Here is a 14,168-nt window from a genome sequence, read left to right as displayed (position 1 = left end):
ACGACCGCCGCAAGCCCGGACGGTGCGCTCGAAGACGAGGTGAGCAGACGTCGACTGCTGGATGCCGTCGGTCTGCACGCCGCGGACGACGCGGCGCTCGCCGCCGCGCTGGCGGCATCCGCCTCGCCCGCGGTCGCTGCCGAGGTCGGGCGGCAGCGGCGGATCCTCGCCACCGCCCTGGCCAACGCCGTGAACGGGCTGAACCCGTCCGTGGTCGTGCTGGGCGGATTCCTCGCCACGATCGCGGAGGTCGACCTGGCTGGACTGCTCGCCGATGTGCGCGCGCAGTCGATGCCGAGCTCGGGGGAAGGCCTCGACATCCGCCCCGCGACCCTCGCCGAGGATCGGCTGCTGATCGGTGCGGCCGAGGCGGCGTTCGCCGCGCTGCTCCGCGACCCGCTCGGCTGACCGCGGCCGCGCGGTCCGGCGCATCAGCCGGAAGAGGCGGAAGCTCTGCTTCTTCCGGCGGTGCGGGGCTCAGGCACCGCAGGCGTCAGGCGGTGCCGTGTGTGGCGCGCGAGCGCCGCGACAGCGAGTCGATGATCACGGCGAGCAGGAGCACCGCACCGGTCACCATGAACTGCACGTCCGAGTCCAGGCTCAGCAGGGTCAGCCCGTTGAAGATCGACTGGATCACGACGATGCCCAGCAGCGCCGACCATGCCGATCCGCGTCCGCCGAACAGGCTCGTGCCGCCGATCACCGCGGCCGCGATCGCGACCAGGTTCGTCGTGCCGCCGCCGGTCGAGATGCTCGCCGCGGTCAGCCGCGCCGCGAGCATGAGGCCGCCGAGGCTGGCCAGCACGGTCCCGACCATGAGCGCCGAGATGTAGATGGCCTTCACGTTGATGCCGGCCCGGCGGGCAGCCTCGACGTTGCCGCCGACGGCATAGATCCAGCGTCCCCACCGGGTGCGGGTCAGCGCCGACGCCATCACCGCGACCAGCACGATGAACAGCAGGAACGACACCGCGACGCCGCGGTTGGTGGCCAGCCACGTGATCGCCGCGGCGGCCACGATCGCGATGACGATGGCCTTGAGGACGATGAGCGACACCGGCCCGGTCGACAGGCCCGCCTTCGCACGGCGCCGGGCCCTGGTGACGTCGTTGACGACGATGCCGAGCACGACCAGTCCGGCGAGCGTGTACGCGAGCCACGGCGGAAGGAACCAGGATGTCGCGAACTGCACGATCCAGGAGTTGTAGGGCAGGTTGATGGTGCCGGTCGGGCCCAGCACCCACAGCTCGCAGGCCGAGGAATCCCATGAGGCCGGCCAGGGTCACCACGAACGTGGGCACGCCGAATCGCGTGAACAGGAAGCCGTAGATGTAGCCGATCGCCGCACCGACGGCCAGCGACAGCAGGATCGACGCCCAGATCGGCCAGCCCCAGCTCACGAACGTCACGCCGAGGATCGCGGATGCCAGTCCGGCGAGCGACCCGATCGACAGGTCGATCTGGGCGACCAGCAGCACGACCACGACGCCGAGCGCGATGGTGCCCAGCGCCGCGCACTGCAGGGTCAGGTCGACGAGGTTGGTCGCCGACAGGAATCGCGGGTTGAGGATCTGGAAGACGATCCAGATCACGATCAGTCCCAGGAAGACCGGCAGCGAGCCGACGTCGCCGGTGCGGATGCGCGTCCCGAACGCGCTGAAGACTCCGCGCAGGCCGTCCCCGCGCATCAGCCGCTCGTCCTGCAGGTCGGCGGCGACCGTGGTCGGCGCCGAGTTGTCCTTGGTCTCGGGCGTCGCGTTCGTCATTCTGCCTGCTCCTTGTCGGCCGCCCCGGTGTGGGCCCGGCTGCTGACGGGGTTGTCGGTGGCGCCGGTGATCGCGGCCACGATGTCCTCATAGCTGACGTCCGCGGTGCGGAACACGCCGTTGTTGCGGCCCAGGCGCAGCACGACGACGCGGTCGGCCACCGCCTGCACGTCGGCCATGTTGTGGCTGATCAGCAGCACTCCCAGGCCGCGCTCGCGCAGGCGCTCGATCAGGTTCAGCACCTCGGCGGTCTGGGCGACGCCGAGGGCCGCGGTCGGCTCGTCGAGGATCACGATCTGCGGCTCGCCGATCAGCGAGCGGGCGATCGCCACGGTCTGCCGCTGTCCGCCGGACAGGGATGCGACGGCGATGCGCACGGAGGGGATCTTCGCGGAGAGCTGGCGGCAGGCTTCCCAGGCCTGCTGTTCCATCCCCTCCTCGTCGATCGCCAGGCCGCCACGCTCGCGGCCGAGGAAGAGGTTCGCGACGACGTCGAGGTTGTCGCAGAGGGCGAGGTCCTGGAAGACGGTGGCGATGCCCAGTTCGCGCGACTCGGTCGGCGATGGGATGGACACCGGTGCGCCGTTGAACGTGATGGTGCCCTGATCGGCGGAGTGCACGCCGGCGAGGATCTTCACCAGTGTCGACTTGCCGGCGCCGTTGTCGCCCACCAGGGCGACCACCTCGCCGGCATAGACGTCCAGCGCGACGTCGGTGAGTGCGCGCACGGCGCCGAACCCCTTCGACACGTCGCGGATCGACAGGACGGGTTCGCGCGCCGGTGCGCGCTGTTCGTCGGTGGCGGATGCTGTGGCCACGGCGGCTCCTTGGTCGTTGGGGTGGGGCGGTGGTTGACGGGTGCGCGTGCCGGCCGGGTCGCCCCGGCCGGCACGCGGGAGGGATGCTACTCGAGACCGTTCTTCTGGCACGCCGCCTTGTAGGCGGAGGTGCAGATCTGGTCCACGGTGTACAGGCCGTCCTTGACCACGGTGTCCTTGATGTTGTCGACGGTCACGGCGACCGGCGTCAGCAGGAAGGAGGGGATGGACGTCCCGCTCGCGGTGTCGGTTGCGGCATCCGCCTTCGGGCTCTCACCCTTGGTCAGCGCCACGGCCAGCTCGGCCGCCTGGTACGCCTCGGGCTTGAACGCCTTGTAGACCGACATGTACTGGTCGCCGGCGAGGATCCGCTGGATGCCCGAGAGCGCGGCGTCCTGACCGGTCACCGGGGCAGCGGCTTGATGCCGCCGGCCTTCAGCGCCGCGATCGCGCCACCGGCGGTGTCGTCGTTCGCGTCGTAGACGCCCTTGATCTTGTCGCCGAACTTGGTCACCTGGCCGGAGACCCAGTCCTGAGCCTTCGGCGGCTCCCATCCGGGTGTGTCGTACTCGGCGAGCACGGTCAGCCCGGAGGAGTCGATGACGCTGTGCGCGCCCTTCTTGAACTGGGCCGCGTTCGGGTCGGTCGGCGAGCCGTTGACCATGATGATGCCGGCGTCGGCCGGCAGGCCGAGGGCCTTCATCCGGTCGACCAGGGCCTGGGCCTGCAGTTGCCCGACCTTCTCGTTGTCGAAGGACACGTAGTAGGCGACGTCGGCGCTGTCCACGAGACGGTCGTAGGAGATGACCGGGATGTTCTTCGACTTGGCCTGGTTCACGATCGCGGCCGCGGCCTTGCCATCGAACGGGTCGAGGACGAGCACGTTCACGCCCTGCGTGAGCATCGACTCGGCCTGCTGCGCTGCTTGGCCGCGTCGCCGTCGGCGTTCGCGTAGAGCACCTCGCAAGCCGGAGCAGAGGTCCTTGACCTTCTCTTCGAAGTAGGGCTTATCGGCACTCGCGTACCGCTCGGTGACGTTGTCGGGAAGGAGCAGGCCGATCTTGGCCGAGCTCGCGTCGGCGCCCGTGGAGGCCGAGGCGTTGTCTCCGGCCTTCTGCGCGCCGTTCGAACACGCCGACAGCATGCCCATAGACAGGAGCAGCGCGGTCGTGGCGACGAGCGCTCTCTTGGTGGTGATCTTCATCGAAACCTCCGTTGCTGTGCCGACCACTGTGGCGACGATGTTGAGCATTCCATCTTCCCGCGTTGGCGTCAAGACTTGAACACAACGGTTTGGCAACGCCGTTCAGACCGCCGCCGACTGCACGTTCACCTGATCGATCGCGTGCACCGCCGCCCCGATCGCGGCCGCGCTCACTCCGAGCTGCCCCTGCACCACGTCGGGGGCGGAGGCGACATCCACGATCACCGAGTTCTCCATCGCCAGCCGGATCGGTCCGAGCAGCAGCTCGCCGGCGCGGGCGAGGTCGCCGCCGACCACGATCCGCTCCGGGTCGATCAGGTTGCAGAGGTTGCCCGTGGCCAGGCCGATGTGCTTGCCGGCATCGGACAGCGCGCGGATGCTGGCCCCGTCGCCGGCCATCGCCCGCACGACGATGTCGCCGAGCTTCATCGCGCCGGCGATGGGCTCGAGCCGCTCGAGGATCGCCGGTCCGCCGGCGATCGCCTCGAGGCATCCGCGGTTGCCGCAGCGGCAGAGCGGTCCGTCCTCCAGGATCACGGTGTGGCCGAGTTCGCCGGCGGTGCCGTTGTGCCCGCGCAGCACCTGGCCGCCGAGGATCAGGCCCGCGCCGATGCCGTCGCCGATGTCGAGGTAGATGACGTTCTGCCGGCCGCGTCCCGCACCCAGCCGGGCCTCGGCGAGGGCGGCGAGGTTGGACGCGTTGTCGAGGTGGACGGGGCGGCGCAGACCGCCGATGCATCACGTCCGCGATGTCGACGCCGGTCCATCCGCGCAGGATGCCGCGGCCCGCCACCCGGCCGGTGGCCCGGTCCAGCGGCGCCGAGATCGCCACGCCCACGCCGAGCAGCTCGTCCAGCCCGGAATCCAGGGTGGAGAGCATGTCGGCCAGCAGCGCGTGGCCCGGTCCAGCTCGTTGTCGGCGCGGTGATCGCGGGCCAGGGGCATGTGCCGCTCGCTGAGCACGGTGCGGTTCACGTCGGCGACGATCACTCGCAGATGACGGGTGTTGACGTGGATGCCGGCGACCAGACCGACCGCACGGTTGAACGTGACCAGGCTCGCACGCCGACCGCTGCGCGTGCTGGGCGTGGTGCGCAGCACGCCGACGCCGGCCAGCTCGCGCACGATGTTGGAGACGGACGCCGGGGACAGGCCCGTGATGGCGGCCAGCTCGACCTGGGTCAGGCCGCCGTGCTTGTTGATGGCGGTGACGATTCGAGCCCGGTTGGCTTCACGAAGTGAAGCCTGCGAGCCCGGAGTCCGTCGTTGGTTTGCCACGAGCACACGATACCCGGTGACTCGCCCGCGGCAACCGCGGGTTCTGTCGAGCCCGCCCAGCCGCGATGTCAGCGCACGCGATGCGCGGCCAGGAAGACGTCCTCCGGATCGTAGCGGAGCTTGAGCTCGGCGAGCCGCGCAGCGGATTCGCCGAACCCGCCGGCCGGGTCGCGGTCGTCGTCGACGAACGTGAGCGCCAGGCCCGGACCGTGCCATTCCGACAGCGCGCCGACCACACCCCGGACCGCGGCGGTGGCCGCGGGCAGGGCGTCCGGCACGGGGACGAGCTGAACGGCGGACAGGAGATGCTCGCCGGTCACCGCCCCGACCGCGCCGGCGTCGGCCGGGCGGCGTCCGAGCGCACCGCCCAGGTGCCGGATCTCGCTGACCATCGGCCGGGCCGCGAACGCCGTGGACACGAACGCGTCGACGGCTGGGGCATCCAGTGCGGCGAGCATGGCGTGATCCTGCACGGCGCCGGCCGGCTCGGGCGGGTCCATGTGCACGTCGACCAAGCCGGGTGCGGGCATGCGGGCGAATGTGTCCAGCTCGGGTGCGAGCGCGCGCAGCGGCTGGAGGATGGCCGCGGCCGCGGCATCCGTGTCGAGGATCGCGCCGTCCACGATCACCACCGACCGGCCGGACAGGAACGGCGGCAGGCTCGGGGATGGGCGGGAAGTGCATGATCCGCAGCGCGGTGGTCGCCGATTCGGGGGCGGATGCCGTCCACTGCGCCCACGCCTGCGCGACCTCGACCGCGCGGGCGCCGTCCCAGAGCAGCATGCCGGCGAAGACATCCGCGATCGGCAGCAGGTCGATCTCGAGTTCGACGACCACGCCGAACGCGCCGGCACCTCCACGCAGGGCCCAGAACAGGTCGGGGTTCTCGGTGGCGCTCGCCGTGAGGATCGACCCGTCGGCGGTGACCACGCGCGCCGCGCGGACCGTGTTGGTGGCCAGGCCGTGCCGGCGGCCGTAGAACGAGATCCCGCCGGTGAGGGTGTAGCCGATGACCGAGATGTCGGCGGCGCTGCCGTGCAGACCGGTCAGCCCGTGCTCGGCCGCGACCGGCAGCAGGTCGTGCCAGGCGGTGCTGCCTCGCACGGTCGCCGTGCGCGCGGCCGGATCGACGTCCACCCCGCGCAAGCCCCGGAGCGAGACGATGACCGTCCCCGACAGGTCGGCTCCGCGCAGTGCGCCGGCGCCGTGGCCAGTGGACTGCGCCGTGACGCGCAGGCCGGATGCGGCGGCCGCCGCGACCACGGCGGCCACCTCGGCCTCGGTCTCGGGCAGCGCCACGGCGAACGGTCGTTGGTCGACGGCGAGGTTCCAGGCGGTGCGGGCGGCGTCGTAGCCGGCGTCGGCGGCGAAGAGCACGCGGGTGCCCAGGGCGTCGCGCAGCGGCTGCGCGGCCTCGTCAGAGGTGAGAAGTGTCATGTCGTCCGATCCTCGGGGGATGCCGCATCCATCACGACGACGGAACGGCTCTGCCGGGACAGAGACGATGTGCGCACCCCAGATACACGCGATGTCACGATTGTGCTCCTGCCCTGTGACATTGGGAAGGGGGCATGAGGGCGGGTTATTCCCGGAAGTCCTCCGGGTCGACCTCCTCGATGAACTTGGAGAACTCCTCGACCTCGGTCTCGGTCTCGGCCTCGGTGATCACGTCGTCGACCCCCGCCGCGGCGAGCACCTCGTCGGCGACGAAGATCGGGGCGTCCGTGCGCGCGGCCAGGGCCACGGCATCCGAGGGACGCGCGTCGATGCGCTGCACGCCGCCCGTGCCGCCGGCGACGGTGATCTCGGCGTAGAAGGTGCCGTCGTCGATCCGGGTGATCTCGACCCGCTCCACGGTGGCGCCGAGGGTCTCCAGGACCGTGCGCAGCAGATCGTGTGTGAGCGGCCGGGGCGTCTCGGTCCCCTCGATGGCGACCATGATCGCGGTGGCCTCCATCTCGCCGATCCAGATCGGCAGCAGCTTGCTCTCCGCCGGCACCGCCTCCAGCGGCTGGAGCAGGATCACATGCTGCCCCGACGTGTCGAGGGCGACTCCCGCGACTCGAACCTGGACCATGATTCCTCCCGGTGCCCGTCTGGCCATGGTACGCATCACCCGGCCCGGCGTGGGCCGGTCTGCGCGCCCCCGCCCCCGCGCGTCAGGACGCGAAGAAGGTCTGGGCGACGCGGGTCAGGGCGTGCAGGTCGGCGACGCCGGCCAGCTCGCGGGCGGAGTGCATCGACAGGATCGGGATGCCGACGTCCACAGTGCGGATGCCGAGCCGGGTCGCCGTGATCGGGCCGATCGTCGAGCCGCACGGGACGGCGTTGTGCGAGACGAACTCCTGGCTGTCCACGCCGGTCGCGGCGCACCAGCGGCTCCAGGCGGCCGCACCGGCGGCATCCGTCGCATAGCGCTGGTTCGCGTTGATCTTCAGGATCGGTCCGGATCCGAGCAGGGTCTGCACCACCGGATCGTGCTTGTCGGCGTAGTTCGGGTGCACCGAGTGGCCGACGTCGCTGGAGACGCACCACGATGCCGCCAGCGCCCGCAGCTGCCTGGTCGCGGTCGGCGCCGAGGGCCAGCCAGACGCGCTCGAGCACGTTCTCCAGGAACGGACCGGCGGCGCCCGAGCGCGTGGCCGACCCCACCTCTTCGTGGTCGAACACGGCCAGCATCGCGATCCGGTCCAGGTCGCGCTGCGCGGCGATCCGCGCCAGCGCGGCCACCCCGGCGTGCACCGAGGCGAGGTCGTCGAGCCGGCCGGCGGCGAAGAACGCGTCATCCTTGCCGAAGACCTGTCCGCGGGCGGTGTCGGCGGTGACGACGTCGTAGCCCCGGATGCGGGCGGCGTCGACGCCCGCGGATGCCGCGAGCTCGGCGAGGATGTCGGCGGAGTCGACCTCGCCGAGCCCCCACACCGGCTGGGTGTGCCGCTGCTTGTCCAGCGTGAGACCCTCGTTCGCCGAGCGGTCGAGGTGGATCGCCAGCTTGCGGCAAGCCGCAGCGGGCCGGTGGATGCCAGAACCTGCGCGCCGTCGTCGAGCACGAGTCGCCCCGCCAGCGTGAGTTCGCGATCGAGCCAGGAGTTCAGCAGCGGGCCGCCGTACACCTCGACCCCGGCTTGCAGCCAGCCGCGCGATCCGGTCGTCGGCCGCGGCTTCAGCGTGAAGGCGGGCGAGTCGCTGTGCGCGCCGAAGATGTGCATTCCTGTTTCGGCATATGCCTGCTCGGGCACGACCCAGGCGATGATCGCCCCGTCGCGCTGCACGAAGAATCGGCCACCCGGCTGGGCCGGCCAGGGCTCGCGTCTCGTCGAGCGCGCGGAACCCGGCATCGCCCAGGCGCCGGGCCACCTCGGCGGCGGCGTGGAAGCTCGACGGCGAGGCCGCGACGAAATCTGCGAGGTCTTCGGCGTGGGCGAGGGCGGCGGGAGTGGGCACGGCGGGAGTGGGCACGGAGCGGCCTTCCTGGCAGAGAGGATGCGGTTCTTCGATCGTACGCGCGAGCGTGTGGGCCGCCCGGTCGCGCAGCGGGCCGAGCCGCGGGCTGAGCGACGGGGCCGAGCGACGGGGCTGAGCGACGGGGCTGAGCGGCGGGGCCGAGCGACGGGGCCGAGCGACGGGGCCGAGCGACAGGGCCGAGCGGCCCGCCGAGCAACGGGGTCGAGTGGCAGGGCCGAGCGGCGGGGCCGAGCGGCGGGCCGAGCGGCCTCAGTCCTGTGCGACGGGCTCTCCGGCAGGGCCGGCGGCCGCGGACTCCACCCGGTCGCCGCCGATGGCTTCGCCCATGAAGCTCAGGATCTCCCAGCCCGCGTCCGGAGTGCCGTCCGCGACCACGACTCCGGTGTTGTGCAGCGGGTTGTGCATGATGAAGTCAGAGGGCACGTTCCGGCCGCGCAGCGACATCCACGTACGGATCGCCGCACCGTGGCTGACCACCGCGACCGCCTCGTGATCGCCGGACGCGGCCTCGGCGATCACGTCGTCGAACCGGTCGAGGAACTCCGCGCCGCTTTCGCCCCCGGGGATGCGGCGGTCCAGTTCGCCGCGCGTCCAGTCGAAGACCGTGCTCATGTACCGCATGACCGAGTCGTGGTCGCTGCGCATCTCGAGGTCGCCGGAGGTGATCTCGCGGACGCCGGGGCGTTCGATGGTCTCCAGCCGCCGGGCGGCGGCGAGGTGCGCGGCCGTGAGGTGGGTGCGCACCATGGTCGACACGTAGATCGCCGAGATGTCCTCGTCGGCCAGCGCCCGCGGCAGCGCCGCCGCCTGCTCCAGACCGAGGCCGGTCAGTCCCGGCCCGGGCACCCGGGTGTCGAGCAGTCCGCTGACGTTCGACGGAGTCTGGCCGTGACGGATGAGGACGAGACGCACTTCGCTCCCTGGAGATCGGTGTGGACGCAGATCGGTTGGACGCGTCATCCCAGACTACAAGCGGTCCGCTGGGCTTCTCCGCGTCCGCCGGCGGGACTATCGTCGCCTGCATGGACCTCGAACTGAAGGGGCGCGTCGTCCTCGTCGTCGGCGCGACCGGATTCATCGGATCGGCCGTCGCCGCGCGGCTGCGGACCGAGGGCGCGACGGTGGTCGCGGCATCCCGTCACACCTCGGACGGCGTCGTGATGGACGCCCGCGACGACGTCTCGGTGCGCGACGGGCTGGAGCGCGTGCTGCGGGAGCACGGGCGATTGGATGCCGTGGTGGTGACCGCCGCACCGGCCGCGCAGACCCTCGACCCGTCACGGAGCTCTGATCCGGACCAGGTGCTGGAGGCGGTGGAGACCAAGTCGCTGGCGTTCCTGCGGGTGGCGGGCGCGGTCCTGCCCACGATGACCGATGCCGGCTATGGCCGGGTCGTGGGGGTGAGCGGCCAGAACGCGTTCACCACCGGGAGCATCGCGGGGTCGGTGCGCAATGCCGCGCTGATCATCGCGGCGAAGAACCTGGCCGATCAGGTCGCCGGCACCGGCGTGACGGTGAACACGGTGAGCCCCGGCATCGTCTCCACCGATCCCGATCGCGCCGTCGCGCACGGTGGGGGCCAGTGCACCCCGGACGAGATCGCCGACCTCATCGCGTTCCTCGTCTCGCCGCTCGGCGGGGGCGTCTCGGGCGAGTCGATCGCCGTCGGCCATCGCATGCGCGGCACCACCGGGCTGTAACGCGCGGGACCCGAGCTGGGGTCAGCGCCGGTGCGCGCAGGTGCAGAACTCCGGAGATCCGGTGGCCCGAGGGCCAGGACGGCTCTGATTCCGGACCCCAAGGTCGAAATCTCCGGAGTTCTGCACGCCGGGTCCGGCCGACGCACGGCCGCTCCCGGGCTCTGAACCGGGCGCGGCCGATTGGTCGCGCCGCGGCCGCCCGCCGCAGCACTCGGCCGGGAGGAGTCTGGTGCCGGTGGCCGGGCGTGCAGAACTCCGCCGGTGGCCGGGCGTGCAGAACTCCGGAGATCCGGCGCCCAGACCCCCGAGAATGACCTGATTCCTGCCCCTCGTGTGAGAACTTCCGGAGTTCTGCACGGGCAAGGCCGCGGCGGGCGCAGCGGCCGGATGTCCCCGGATCGGTGAACAGTCCGTGTCTGCGGCCTGACATCTCGCGCAGGGGCTGGTGCGCGTCGGGGGGTCGTGCCATTCTGGGGCATCGGGTGCCGCGGCGACGATCGGCGGCGGCGCCCGCTCCCTGCGAGAACCCCACGAGGAAGTGTGCCCGGGATGAACCGATTCGCCACCATCGCCGTCTGCCTGGCCACCGTGGCCGCCACCTGCACGGTCGTCGCCGCGCCGGCCATGGCGAACACGGCCGGCACGGATGTCGTCATCAGCGAGGTCTACGGCGGGGGCGGCAACTCCGGCGCCACCTTCACCAACGACTTCATCGAGCTGTACAACCCCACCGCGGCCGCCATCGCACTGGACGGCTGGAGTGTGCAGTACGCCTCGGCGAGCGGCACCTCGTGGAGTGCGACCCCGCTGCACGGCAGCATCCCGGCGGGCGGCCACTATCTGGTGCAGGAGGCGCAGGGCGCCGCCGGGACCACGCCCCTACCCACCCCGGACGCGACCGGCACGCTGGCGATGTCGGGCTCCAGTGGCAAGGTCGCCCTCGTCTCCAGCACCGCAGCGCTCTCCTGCGGCACTGCCTGCGCCGCCACAGTCGTCGACTTCGTCGGCTACGGCACCGCCAACGACCGGGAGGGGAGCGGGCCCGCTCCCGCACTGACCAACACCACCGCCGACGCCCGCACCAACGGCGTCGACACCGACGACAACCTCGCTGATTTCACCAGGGGCACTCCCGCCCCGGAGAACTCCGGCGGCGGCGACACGGCCACCGTCGCCGTCACGAACCCGGGCGATCGGACCGGCACGGTCGGCACCGCGATCGCGCCGATCACCCTCACCGCCACCGGCGGCACCCCGCCGTACACGTGGGAGGCAACCGGCCTCCCCGGCGGACTGGTCATCACCGCCGCCGGCGTGATCTCCGGCACCCCCGACACCGCCGGCACCTCCACGGTCGCGGTGACCGCGACCGACGCCGCCGGCGCGGCAGGATCAGCCACCTTCGCGTTCGAGGTCGCAGGCCCGGGCAAGCTGCGGTGACCATCGCCGAGATCCAGGGGACCGACACCGACACATCGCCGTACAGCGGGAAGCACGTGACCACCACCGGCGTGGTCACCGCGGCCTACCCGACCGGCGGGTTCAACGGGTTCTACCTGCAGACCGGCGGTTCCGGCGGCGAGCCGGATGCCACCCCCGGCGCCTCGGACGGCATCTTCGTGTTCGGATCGCAGTCGGCGGGCGCAGTGGCGGTCGGCGAGAGTGTCAGCGTCGCCGGCGAGGTGCAGGAGTACCAGGGCACGACCGAGATCACGTTCCCGACCGTCACCAAGCTCGCGCAGCCTCTGCCGGCCGTGACCGCCGGAGCCCTCCCGTGGAACCGGCTCGATACCGCCGCCGAGAAGGAGGCGCACGAGGGCGAGCTGCTCGCACCCCAGGGCGCGTTCACCGTGTCGGACAACTACGACACCAACTACTACGGCTCGTTCGTGCTCGCCGCCGGCACCACGCCGCTCGCCCAGCCCACCGACGTGGGCCCGGCGGGCAGCGACGCCGCACACGCCGCCGTCGCCGACAACGCGCGCCGGATGATCACGCTGGACGACGGCTCGAGCTGGAACTACGCCGTGTTCAGCTCGCACACCGGCGACCCGCTGCCGTGGCTCACCTCCGACAACCACCCGCGGGTGGGCGCGGCCGTCACCTTCACCGCCCCGGTGATCCTGGAGTACCGGTTCGACGCCTGGAACCTCCAGCCCGCGCACCAGGTCACCGACGCCGGCACGGATGTCGTGACCTTCGCCGACACCCGTGCCGACAACCAGCATCCTGCCGCCGTCGGCGGAGACATCCGACTGGCCACGTTCAACGTGGAGAACTACTTCGCCACCACCGGCGAGGAGTACGTGGCCAAGGGGCTCGGCACCTGCACCTGGTACGACGACCGGCAGGGCAACCACGTCACCGACAACCGGTGCGTGGGCACCGACGGCAGCGCGGGCCCGCGCGGCGCCGCCACGGCCGCGAGCTTCGCCAAGCAGCAGGCCAAGATCGTGACCGGGATCAACCGGCTCGACGCCGGCATCGTGTCGCTGGAGGAGATAGAGAACTCGGTGAAGTTCGGCGAGCCGCGCGATGCGGCCCTGGCCGGGCTGGTCGATGCGCTGAACGCCGCAAGCCGGATCGCCGGTGTGGGCGTACGCGCCGTCGCCGGATGCCGCGGACCTGCCGCCCACGGCGCAGCAGGACGTGATCCGCACCGCGTTCATCTACAAGCCGGCTGAGGTCTCGCCGGTCGGCGCCTCGCACGTGCTGAGCGACGAGTCCGGCGCGGGCCAGTCGTTCTCGATCGCGCGGGAACCGCTGGCGCAGGCGTTCACGAAGGCCGGGACATCCGCCCAGTATGCGTTCCTGGTGGTGGCCAACCACTTCAAGTCCAAGGGCGCGGACGCCGACGGCCTGTTCGACGACTGCGTGAACGGCGGGGATGCCGAGAACACCGATCCGGCCCTGGACCAGGGCGCGTTCAACTGCACCCGCGTGCATCAGGCGAAGGATGCCGCGGCCTTCGCCGAGGCGACCGCGAAGAGCATCGGCACCGACCGGATCTTCCTGCTCGGCGACCTGAACGCCTACACGCACGAGGACCCGATGCAGGCACTGTACGACGCCGGATACACCGACCTCGGCAGCGCGATCGACCCCTCCGAGGCGACCTATTCGTACGGCGGCCTGGCCGGCTCGCTCGACCATGTGCTGGCCAATGCGGCGGCGCGGGCGATGGTCACGGGCGCGGACGTCTGGCAGATCAACGCGCAGGAGGCCGTGGCCTATGCGTACAGCCGCGACAACTACAACGTGCGGCAACTGTTCGATGCGTCCGACCCGTTCGCGGCATCCGATCACGACCCGGTGGTCGTCGGACTGACGCTGCCCGCCCCGGCGGACTGGAACGCCAGCACCGTGTACAACACCGGCGACGAGGTGACCTACGACGGGTCGACGTGGCGCGCGCTGTGGTGGACGAAGAACCAGAAGCCGGGTGACCCGAACGGCGCATGGGAGCAGATCGTCGTGGGAGTGGACGGGACCGCGGTGTGGACGCCCTCCCGGATCTTCCACGGCGGCGACTCGGTCACGTACCAGGGCAAGACGTACGAGGCGCTGTACTACACGCGCAACCAGAAGCCCGGCGACGCGAAGGGGCCGTGGCAGGAGATGGCGTCCGCGCCCGACGGCACCGCGCTGTGGACGGCCTCACGGGTGTTCGAAGCCGGAGACGTGGCGCTCTACCAGGGCGTCACGTACGAGGCCCAGTACTACACGCGCGGCGACCGGCCGGGGCAGAAGCACAGCCCGTGGAAGGCGATCGGCTGACCGGATGCCGCGGCCGGAAACCGCCCAGGTCCCTGAGCGAGCGCCCGTCCACCACCCAGGTCCCTGAGCGAGCGCAGCGAGACGAAGGGCCGATACTCACGCCGCCGAAGGGATGCCGCGGCCCGAGTCCGCCCAGGTCCCTGAGCGAGCGCCCGTTCAC

At 71.4% G+C, this 14,168-nt stretch carries 13 protein-coding genes and 2 pseudogenes; 5 read left to right on the top strand and 10 right to left on the bottom strand.

All coding sequences use genetic code 11. The annotated features are described in order from the left end of the window. The first annotated feature begins 39 nt into the window (after positions 1-39). On the top strand, positions 40-408 hold the full coding sequence (locus tag L2X98_RS20845) for a hypothetical protein (RefSeq protein ID WP_354002976.1): 369 nt from the start codon (positions 40-42) through the stop codon (positions 406-408). 85 nt (positions 409-493) lie between these two features. Here the strand turns inward: L2X98_RS20845 and L2X98_RS09710 are convergent, their stop codons facing one another. From L2X98_RS09710 to L2X98_RS09665, 10 genes and pseudogenes are all read right to left on the bottom strand, one after another. After that, entirely contained in the window at positions 494-1,240 is a 747-nt protein-coding gene (locus L2X98_RS09710; protein WP_259613143.1) for an ABC transporter permease subunit, read from the bottom strand. A 70-nt stretch (positions 1,241-1,310) separates the two neighbouring features. Next, positions 1,311-1,688, bottom strand: a pseudogene (locus L2X98_RS09705) (ABC transporter permease subunit); the annotation flags it as partial. Between the two features lie 74 nt (positions 1,689-1,762). Beyond that, complete coding sequence (locus L2X98_RS09700) at positions 1,763-2,584, bottom strand: ATP-binding cassette domain-containing protein (protein ID WP_259613142.1); 822 nt, start codon at positions 2,582-2,584, stop codon at positions 1,763-1,765. An 86-nt stretch (positions 2,585-2,670) separates the two neighbouring features. Beyond that, a complete protein-coding gene (locus L2X98_RS09695) occupies positions 2,671-2,991 on the bottom strand; it encodes a substrate-binding domain-containing protein (RefSeq protein WP_259613141.1) in 321 nt (106 codons plus the stop codon). Next, positions 2,988-3,788 carry a substrate-binding domain-containing protein gene (locus tag L2X98_RS09690; RefSeq protein WP_259613140.1) on the bottom strand — a complete coding sequence of 267 codons (801 nt, stop codon included), beginning with the start codon at positions 3,786-3,788 and terminating at the stop codon, positions 2,988-2,990. The genes L2X98_RS09695 and L2X98_RS09690 overlap by 4 nt, the downstream gene beginning before the upstream one ends. Positions 3,789-3,890: 102 nt before the next feature. Further along, complete coding sequence (locus L2X98_RS09685) at positions 3,891-4,454, bottom strand: ROK family protein (protein ID WP_259613268.1); 564 nt, start codon at positions 4,452-4,454, stop codon at positions 3,891-3,893. Positions 4,455-4,526: 72 nt separating this feature from the next. Continuing rightward, positions 4,527-6,503 carry an FAD-binding protein gene (locus L2X98_RS09680; protein WP_259613139.1) on the bottom strand — a complete coding sequence of 659 codons (1,977 nt, stop codon included), beginning with the start codon at positions 6,501-6,503 and terminating at the stop codon, positions 4,527-4,529. 145 nt (positions 6,504-6,648) lie between these two features. Further along, complete coding sequence (locus L2X98_RS09675; RefSeq protein WP_259613138.1) at positions 6,649-7,143, bottom strand: bifunctional nuclease family protein; 495 nt, start codon at positions 7,141-7,143, stop codon at positions 6,649-6,651. Between the two features lie 82 nt (positions 7,144-7,225). Then, positions 7,226-8,510 (bottom strand): annotated as a pseudogene (locus L2X98_RS09670) (M18 family aminopeptidase). 270 nt (positions 8,511-8,780) lie between these two features. Further along, a complete protein-coding gene (locus tag L2X98_RS09665) occupies positions 8,781-9,443 on the bottom strand; it encodes a histidine phosphatase family protein (RefSeq protein ID WP_259613137.1) in 663 nt (220 codons plus the stop codon). Between the two features lie 110 nt (positions 9,444-9,553). Between L2X98_RS09665 and L2X98_RS09660 the strand changes: the two genes are divergently transcribed. The 4 genes from L2X98_RS09660 (at position 9,554) to L2X98_RS09645 (ending at position 14,008) form a co-directional block, all read left to right on the top strand. Continuing rightward, on the top strand, positions 9,554-10,231 hold the full coding sequence (locus L2X98_RS09660; protein WP_354002975.1) for an SDR family NAD(P)-dependent oxidoreductase: 678 nt from the start codon (positions 9,554-9,556) through the stop codon (positions 10,229-10,231). 549 nt (positions 10,232-10,780) lie between these two features. Beyond that, entirely contained in the window at positions 10,781-11,671 is an 891-nt protein-coding gene (locus L2X98_RS09655; RefSeq protein ID WP_259613135.1) for a lamin tail domain-containing protein, read from the top strand. After that, positions 11,668-12,915 (top strand): hypothetical protein, encoded by a 1,248-nt coding sequence (locus L2X98_RS09650; RefSeq protein ID WP_259613134.1) that lies wholly within the window; start codon positions 11,668-11,670, stop codon positions 12,913-12,915. The genes L2X98_RS09655 and L2X98_RS09650 overlap by 4 nt, the downstream gene beginning before the upstream one ends. Then, a complete protein-coding gene (locus tag L2X98_RS09645; protein ID WP_259613133.1) occupies positions 12,821-14,008 on the top strand; it encodes a carbohydrate-binding protein in 1,188 nt (395 codons plus the stop codon). Before L2X98_RS09650 ends, L2X98_RS09645 begins: the two co-directional genes overlap by 95 nt. Positions 14,009-14,168: the final 160 nt, after the last annotated feature.

It is taken from the genome of Microbacterium elymi (assembly GCF_021582895.2).
Classification (GTDB): Bacteria; Actinomycetota; Actinomycetes; order Actinomycetales; family Microbacteriaceae; genus Microbacterium; species Microbacterium humicola.
Note: the sequence above shows the minus strand (reverse complement) of the source record. Positions and strands in the feature narration are given on the sequence as shown.